At 71.7% G+C, this 8,268-nt stretch carries 6 protein-coding genes; 5 read left to right on the forward strand and 1 reads right to left on the reverse strand.

The window, feature by feature from the left end; genetic code table 11:
* The 4 genes from MJ797_RS19830 to MJ797_RS19845 form a co-directional block, all read left to right on the forward strand.
* Positions 1 to 308: WD40 repeat domain-containing protein (locus MJ797_RS19830; RefSeq protein ID WP_239337902.1), on the forward strand; the 308-nt coding region annotated here is incomplete at its 5' end.
* 287 nt (positions 309 to 595) lie between these two features.
* Positions 596 to 4,237 (forward strand): DUF2309 domain-containing protein, encoded by a 3,642-nt coding sequence (locus tag MJ797_RS19835; RefSeq protein ID WP_239337905.1) that lies wholly within the window; start codon positions 596 to 598, stop codon positions 4,235 to 4,237.
* Positions 4,234 to 5,865 (forward strand): proton-conducting transporter membrane subunit, encoded by a 1,632-nt coding sequence (locus MJ797_RS19840; RefSeq protein ID WP_239337919.1) that lies wholly within the window; start codon positions 4,234 to 4,236, stop codon positions 5,863 to 5,865. Before MJ797_RS19835 ends, MJ797_RS19840 begins: the two co-directional genes overlap by 4 nt.
* A gap of 5 nt (positions 5,866 to 5,870) precedes the next feature.
* Positions 5,871 to 7,253: a proton-conducting transporter membrane subunit gene (locus MJ797_RS19845; protein WP_239337921.1), complete on the forward strand. Its 1,383-nt coding sequence runs from the start codon at positions 5,871 to 5,873 to the stop codon at positions 7,251 to 7,253.
* Here MJ797_RS19845 and MJ797_RS19850 read toward each other — a convergent pair.
* On the reverse strand, positions 7,233 to 7,508 hold the full coding sequence (locus MJ797_RS19850; RefSeq protein WP_239337923.1) for a nucleotidyltransferase family protein: 276 nt from the start codon (positions 7,506 to 7,508) through the stop codon (positions 7,233 to 7,235). The two genes, MJ797_RS19845 and MJ797_RS19850, sit on opposite strands and share 21 nt — an antisense overlap.
* A gap of 88 nt (positions 7,509 to 7,596) precedes the next feature.
* On the opposite strand from MJ797_RS19850, the gene MJ797_RS19855 reads away from it, so the two are divergent.
* Positions 7,597 to 8,028 (forward strand): SsgA family sporulation/cell division regulator, encoded by a 432-nt coding sequence (locus MJ797_RS19855; protein WP_239337926.1) that lies wholly within the window; start codon positions 7,597 to 7,599, stop codon positions 8,026 to 8,028.
* Positions 8,029 to 8,268 lie beyond the last annotated feature (240 nt).

Raw genomic sequence — 8,268 nt, forward strand, 5'->3', positions numbered from 1 at the left:
ACCACACCGGCACGGTGTGGGGTGGGGCGTGGAGCCCAGACGGGACACGGGTCCTGACCACCAGCTTCGACGGGACGGCGCGGATCTGGGACGCGTTGAGCGGACATCCGGTCGGCTGGCGCTTGGAGCAGCTTCCCCAGGGCGAACTCGCGGTGTGGTCCGCCCCTGACGGACATCTGCTCGGGGCGACGCGCGGGGCGTGGCGGTGGCTCGGCTGGCAGGTGCCCCGCGGAGGCGAACTCATCCGGTTGCCGGCCGAGACCTGGGGCCCGCTGCCACCGCTGAGCCAACCACAGCCAACGCCCTAACCGTGCACGCCACGCCACCGTTGTCGCCTGATGCGCCCGCCGCTATCGTCGCGGGCCGCGTTGTCGGAGCCTCCATCACTCGTGGCAGGCCGGCGCCGGCTACTCTCTACGGAGGATCACAACCAGGTGTGGCCGTCGTTGCGGACGGCTCGTCAGTGACGGTTCGTCAGTGTCCGGCGAGTGATGCGCGGTGGTGCGGGCTTTGTCGCGTCCAAAGCTATCGTGCCCACAGTCAGGCGGTGGCAGGAACGGAGACGGAGACGGCAACGGAGACGACGACCACACCGATGGCCGCGGCGGGTCAGGCGGTTCCGTTCCCGGCCCAGGCGGCGAGCGAATCACGGACCGATCCGGAGTCCCTCGTTGCCGATATCCTGGATGATGTCGCGCACCTTCTTCCTGAGCAAGCGCCGCTGAGCTTCTTCGTGCATCACAACACGTTGCATGCATTCGAGGATCTCCCCTTTCAGGAGGCCGTTCTCCGTGCTTCCGAGGTGCTGGGAACGCAGCCTTTCCAGACCGAGCAGGCGTTCGCCGAGCAGCTGCGCGGCGGCCGGATCCGCGAGGACGACATACGCGCTGTTCTCGGCCCCCATGACGAGGGTGACGGCGACGTCGAGGTGGTGCCCGGCGGGCCGACTGTGGCCGAGTTCCGGTTCCGCCGTCTGACCACCCTTTTTGAGATCCCGCACGGCGCCGGGCTGCGCTGGCTGGTGGATGAGGACGACGTCCGTCATCGCTGTCACCCGCTGGTGGACGACGCCCGCCGGGCCGCGCTCCGGCGCCAGGCCGGCCGGATCTTCGAGTCACCCGGTGGTGGCGGCCAGGATGCCATCGGTTTCCCCGCTGCCGCTGCCGCTGATCTGCCGGCGTCCGGAGGTCCGGAGAGCCAGCGCCAGGCTGGGACCCGCCGCCTCGCGACCGGCCGTCGCGGACCGCGTTATGCCAGCCCAGGCCACCAGGAATCGGCGCGGAGCTCGTCTCGGCGCGGGGCCACCCGGACCGCCGCGCGATGGGGGCGCATCCGGCGGGCAGGACCTGGTCAGACGCTGCCGCCTGGTCAGCCGACGCCCAAGGCCCGGCTGCTGGCGGAGGTCTGGGACGCCCTGGAACGCCAACGTCCACCGGCACCCGCCGACGTGGCACCGGCGCGGCGCCGCGACCAGATCCTGCGTCTCCTGGGCGTGGACACGGATGAGTTCGTGCATCCGGTGCTGATTCGGTTGTGCTCCGCTTTTCTTGATCAAGGCGTTGCGTACTGGCGGATGCCGGGCCGCGCGGATGGCCTGTTGGGCGTTTTCCGGCGGCTGTTCGGCCTGCCCATTGATCGGCCCGACCCGGTCTGGCGCGGCCTCGATGTGGTTCTTCGCGAGCAGGCGGCGCAGGGATGGACGGCGACGCGGACCGTGGTGTGGGCGCTTCGCGCGTTGCAGCTGCCCGAGTCGGCCTGGCCGGCGGCGATCCGGGCGAACCTGCTGTCCCTGCGCGGCTGGGCCGGCATGGTACGCCAGTTCGAGATCCGGCCCGACCGGGTTCCGACGCAGCCGTCCCCTGCGCGGCTCGTTGACTTCCTCGCCGTGCAGCTCCTGCTCAAGGTGTTCGCCACCCGGTATGTGCTGACCGTACGTGTCGGCCCGGGGGCCGAGCCGGCCGATCTCGGCTCCCTTGCCCCGATCCCGCAGCCCCCGCAGCCCCCGCCGCCCGCCACGGCGGCCGCTGGCACCGCGCTGGCCGCCGCGCCGGTGGTGACCGGCTCGGACGCGCCCGTAGCTGGGGCTGAGCCCGGGGAACCCGGCCGCGAGACGCACGCTCCGCCGCCGTCCGTGGTCCATGCCATCGATCACGCGGGTATGGACACGGCGTTGGTGTACGAGGCATTCGTGCTGGCCCAGCTGATGGACGTCGAGCTCGGTCTGCTCACCGAGGACCGGTGGGCCAGCGCCTGGCTGCGGGCGGTCGCCGATTTCGACGAGCGACGACGGCGCTGGCTGCTGCACCAGGCGTATGAACGCCGATACCGGATGACCATCCTGGACGCGCTGTCCACCCACAGCCGGAATTCCGCTGCGGCCGCCGAGCCCGCTGTGCCGCACGCGGCCTTCCACGCCGTGTTCTGTATGGACGAGCGGGAGGAGTCGCTGCGCCGGCACCTTGAGGAGCACTGCCCGGCGGTGCGTACCTACGGCGCGGCCGGTTTCTTCGGCGTGGCCATGGCCTACCAGGGCCTGGACGACGTCCGGCCGCGCGCGCTGTGCCCGGTCACGATCACACCAGGCCATCTGGTTGTGGAGCGGGCCGTGGACGAGACCGAGCACGCGGCCTACCGCCGCGCGATGCGCCGCTATGGACACGTCGGGCACCTGCTGTCGACGGCCCGCGGGACCCTCGGCCGCGGTGCGGCCCTGACCACCCTCGCCGGTCTGGCCTCGACCGTGCCGCTCGTCGGCCGGTGCCTGTTCCCGCGGACGGCCGAACACTGGGCGCGTCACATCCACCACAAGGTGGCGCCGCGACCGCGCGGCAGACTCGTCCTCGAATGCCCCGACGACGCTGAGCATGCCGCTGACAACCCGGTGCTGGCGGCGCCGGGCGCACTCTCGGGCACGGCCTCGAGCACGGCATCCGGCGCGCTGGTGCCCGGGGCCGGATCAGCGCCGCTGCGGCTGGGTTACACCGTCGCGGAGATGACCAACATCGTCGACGTGATGCTGACCAACATCGGCCTGACCAGCATCCTCCCGGCAACGCCTCCGGGCGCCACGATGCCTGGGGCGACGGCCGCCGCGCAGGCGGGCTCGGGCCCGGAGCGGCTCGTTCTGATCGCCGGTCACGGATCGTCCAGCCTGAACAACCCCCACGAAGCCGCCCACGACTGCGGTGCCACCGGTGGCGGCCAGGGTGGGCCAAACGCCCGGGCCTTCGCCGCGATGGCCAACCACCCCCGGGTGCGCGACGCGCTCGCCCAGCGGGGCATCCACCTGGATGCGAGCGTCTGGTTCCTCGGCGCTTACCACAACACGTGCGACGAGTCGATCGACTACTTTGACGTCGATCGTGTGCCAGACCGGTTCCGCTCGGCCCTGAGCCGGCTCCAGGAGGCTATGGACGCGGCCCGCCGGCTGGACGCGCGGGAACGGTGCCGGCGCTTCGAGTCCGCGCCCACCGACATCGACGCCGACCAGGCGTTGGCCCACGTCCAGGAGCATGCCCGCGACATCGGCCAGCCACGGCCGGAGTACGGGCACGCCACGAACGCCGTCTGTGTGATCGGACGCCGGTCCCGCACCCGCGGGCTGTATCTGGACCGCCGTGCCTTTCTCGTCTCCTATGATCCGACGACGGATCCGGATGGCGAGGTGCTTGCCCGGTTGTTGCTGTCGGCCGGGCCGGTCGGCGCGGGGATCAACCTGGAGTACTACTTCAGCTTCGTCGATCCGGTGGGCTACGGCAGCGGCACGAAGCTGCCGCACAACATCACCGCGATGGTCGGCGTCATGGACGGGCACACCTCCGACCTTCGCACCGGCCTGCCCTGGCAGATGGTCGAGATCCACGAGCCGATGCGTCTGCTCGTGATCGCCGAGGCCACCCCCGAGCTCCTCGCCCGCCTGCTGCGCGAGAATCCGGGGCTGGCGAGACTCGTCACGGGCGGGTGGATCCAGCTCGCCGCCTGGGACCCGCGGAGACCCGACATCCATCTGTACGTCGACGGCACGTTCCGCCAGCACCAGCCGGAGGACCTCACGCTGCCAGTGGTCACCCGGTCGGCGGAGCACTACGCCAGCCATCGCCAGCATCTGGGGTGCGCCGCGGTTCTCGCCGCGCCGCCAGCGGCCGGCGGCCCGCCGCGAGCCGGCCCTGCGGTCGACGGCCATGCGATCAACAATCATGCTGACGGCCGGCCAGGCGACGCGCGGCCCGCGGGATGAGGAACACACTGACAGCCCAGCTGTCCACAGGCGCGAACAGCGCGGTCGGCACCGCGTTGCTGCCGGCCGCGGTCGCGCTGCCGGCCGCCGGGGTCGCCGGGCAGGCCCTCGCCTTGTGGTTCGGTCGCCGCCGGTCGGAACGGGCCACGGTCGCCGTCGTGGCCATCGTGTTCGGCGCCGTCGCGCTCGCCACGGCCGTCCTCGGCCTGACTCTGCTGGTGACCGGGCGCGCCATGATCGACGTCCGGCTCGGTATCTGGTTCTCGTCGTTCGGGCATGCCTGGCGCTGGCGTCTGGTGGCCGACCGGCTGTCCGTCCCGTTCGCGCTGTCCGCGGCGACGCTGATCGGGCTGATCGGCGCGCTGTCGAGCCGATACCTGCACCGCGAGCCCGGGTTCTTCCGCTTCTACCTGCTGCTCACGCTGTTCGGCACCGGGACCGAACTGGTCGTGCTCGCCGGAAGCCTGGCCGTCGTGTTCGTCGGCTGGGAGCTGGTCGGGCTGTCCTCAGCCCTGCTGATCGCCTTCTTCCACGAACGGCGTGGACCGGTGCGGCACGGACTACGCGCCTTCCTGACCTACCGCGCCTGCGACGTCGGGCTGCTCGCCGGGACCGCGCTGCTGGCCGGCTCGGCCACATCGGTGGACCTGGTCGGTCCACCGGTCCCGGCGACAGGCTGGACGAGCTGGACCGGTGAACTTGGCCGCACGGACTGGGCGCAGCTCCCCGTGCCGGGCTCGGCGGCCAGTGCGACCCTCGTGGCGCTGCTGCTGCTCCTGGCTGTGGTCGGCAAATCGGCCTTGGTACCGGCGAGTGGCTGGCTGCCTCGGGCGATGGAGGGGCCCACCCCGTCCAGCGCGATCTGCTACGGCGCGATCTCGGTGCACCTCGGCCCCTACCTGCTGCTACGCAGCCACGCCCTGCTCGACGCGGCACCCGCGGCCCGCGCGGTCGTCGTCCTCCTCGGTCTCGCGACCGCCCTGCACGCCACCCTTGTCGGCCGCGTGCAGTCAGACATCAAAAACGCCCTGGCCTACGCGTCCATGACGCAGGTCGGGCTGATCGTCGCCGAGATCGGTCTGGGCCTGGACCTGCTGGCCGCCCTCCACATCCTGGGACACGCGGCGGTACGCGGCGCGCAGATCCTGCGCGCACCGAGCCTGCTGCACGATCGGCACCATCTCGAACAGGCGATGGGACGGACGCTGCCGCACACCGGCCGGCATCTCGAACGGCTCGTGCCAGGCCGCTGGCAGCTCCCGCTGTATCGGTACGCCCTCGGACACGGCTACCTCGACGTCTGGCTACGCCGTCTGGGCGCCCCGGTCGCACGGCTGCTGCGAGCCATCGACCAGGCGCAGCGGCGCGCGGCTGACCGGATCGGCGGGGCGCGCGGCGGCACGACCACCGAGGCGGCCCGCCTCGGCCTGGCAGGCGGCAGCCCCTCCGTCGGCATCCCCGCCGTCCGGCATGCGGCGAGACAGACAACGACGGCACCCGGCACGGGGGCGCTGGACACGGCGCCGCATGGCCCCGCGGCCCCCAGGCCCGTCAGCGGGAGCGCACCGATTCACGAGCAGGCCGGCCAGCACGCGCCAGCGGATGATGTCGCCGCCGGGGGGCGATGATGACGGTGGCGCTCGGCCCGCTGCTGGCCGCTGTCCTGCCGCTGCTCGGCGCCGGTGCTCTCACCCGCCGACGCCTCGACCCGCGGCGGGCACGGGCCAGCGCGACAGCCTGGGCAGGGGCCGCGCTTGCGGTGACGGTCGTCTGCGTCCCGTTGGCCGGACTCGTCGACGACGCGCTGACCGACGCCGGCGTCCACACGGCGGCCACCCTGGCTGCGGGCTGGGCCCGGTGGACGCCGGTCGCCACGGCGCTGGCCGGTCTCCTCGCCGTCGCGCTGGCACCGATGCGTACACACACCACCAGCACGTTCACCCACGTGCTGGTGGTGCTCGCCAGCGGGCTCGCGACGACCGCGACCGGCGAGCCGGCCGTCATCGTGGCCCTGTGGGCGCTGGCCTCCGCCGCGACGTGGCATGAGCTACGCGGCCGTCTCGGTCCGCGGGGGGCGGCTCGGCTGTTCGCCGTCCACCAGGTGTTCGGTATCACGCTGGCCGCCTTCGGGGTGATCGTCCTCGCTGTCCACGGCGCGCCGGGATGGGCGGGCACGATCGGCACCGCGGCGATCGTCGCCGCCGTCACCGTCCGGCTGGGTCTGCTGCCCCTGCACCTGTGGATCTCCGGCCTGGTGGAGTCCGCGCCCATGGGCCTGGTCGTCGTGTTCCTGACCGCTCCTACCGCTCCGATGCTGCTCCTTGCCGACGGCATACCGGCACCCGGGACCGGGCTGCTCGTGACCGGCGCCGTGTCCGCGCTGCTCGGCGGCTTGCTCGGGCTCGTCCAGCCCGACGCCCGGCGCGGACTGAGCGCCCTGGCCGTCAGCGTCTCGGGGATCGTCGCGTGCGGCATCGCGGACGCGTCACCGACGACCGTGGCCGGGGCAATTCTGGCCTGGCAGGTCTACGCCATCGGGATGGCCGGTGTCCTGATGGTGCTGTCGGCGACCGAGGCCCGCCGAGGGCCCATCGGCAGCACCGGAGCCGGTGGCAGTTTTGCCCGCACCCCGAAACTCGCCGTCGCCTTCCTGCTCCTCGGGCTCGCAGTCGCCGGCTTCCCGGCCACGGTGGGATTCGTCGGTGAAGATCTCCTCATCGAGGGAATCCGCGAATCGTCACCGCTGCCGATGCTGGCGTTGGTCGTCGCGACGGCGGCCAACGGGGCAACGGTCGCGCGCTGGTTCTTCACCGGATACACCGGACGGCGCGACCACGTCGGCGAGCCTGACCTCACACGACGCGAACTGTGGGCGGTGACCGCCGCCCTCACGGCGCTCCTCGTCGGCGGTCTGGCACCGGGCGGGCTGGTTCCGAACGGCCCGGCCCACGACGCCGCGGAGGCGCTCGTCGTCGGGCTTCACAACTCGACGGCTTCAGCGAGAACCCGCCCGTAGCCGCGACCGCGGCCCAGCCACCGTGGTCACGTCGACGTGGACGTCCAGCGCCGCCTCGGCGTCGCTGATGAATCCGCCGAGATCGAACAGCCCTCGCCCGGGAGCGAGGCCGGCCAACAGATCGACGTCGCTGACCTCGTCCGCCTCGGCACGGGCGATGGAGCCGAAGCCGTGCGTGACACGACGGTGAGGTTCCGCCGGTCGGACCAGACGCAGGAGTCCGTTCCTCCTGCCAACGCTGACCGGCTGTCTCATGATCGGCGCGGTGCGTGCGGACAGAATTGGTCAGGCGAGCGCAGAACAGCCCACGACAGGGACAAGGACGAAGACGAGGACGGTCGAGATGCCCCGCCATCGGTCATCCGCGGCAAAGGAAATCAGCCGTGACCTGCCCATCGCCCTGGTCACGGACAACGGTGAACGGTTGCCGCTGACCGGTTATATGATCTTCGATCCCGCCGACCCCATCGCGATCACACTCGTCATTCGGGTGGCGGCCGGCGAGACCGTCAGGTGGACGTTCGCGCGCGACCTGCTCGCGGCAGGCGGCCCTCGGCCGACCGACATGGGAGACGTGCGGGTCCGGCCGGCCCACGGTGACAGACCGCGAATCACGGCGCTGACGCTGACGAGCCCGACCGGCCGGGCGGACCTGGAACTCCCGTCGCAGCGGGTCGCCGCCTTCCTGCGCCACACCTACACGACCGTTCCGGCTGAGATGGAGCCTGATCTGATCAACTGGGATGCGGAGTTCGGACCGCTCCTGGGGCGTTAGGGCGTGTCGCGAAAGCCATCGCTCGAAGAGCGTGTGTGAGATCGTCATTCCGGCTCGCCGCGCCCAGGCACCCCCTGGCCGCGGCTCACTGATCGAAAGCCCAATCTCACACTAAGTGCTCGCACTGACTGCCTCGGGCCGCCCGCTGATCGGTATCAGCACGGGTCAGGAGGCCGGGTGCTCCCGCCCGAGGTGCTTAGAGCGCCCGAGGATAGGGCGTTCGATCAGTGAGCGGCTCAG

Origin of the sequence: Protofrankia sp. CiP3, from assembly GCF_917627345.1 — a bacterium.
In the GTDB taxonomy this organism is placed as follows: Bacteria; Actinomycetota; Actinomycetes; order Frankiales; family Frankiaceae; genus Protofrankia.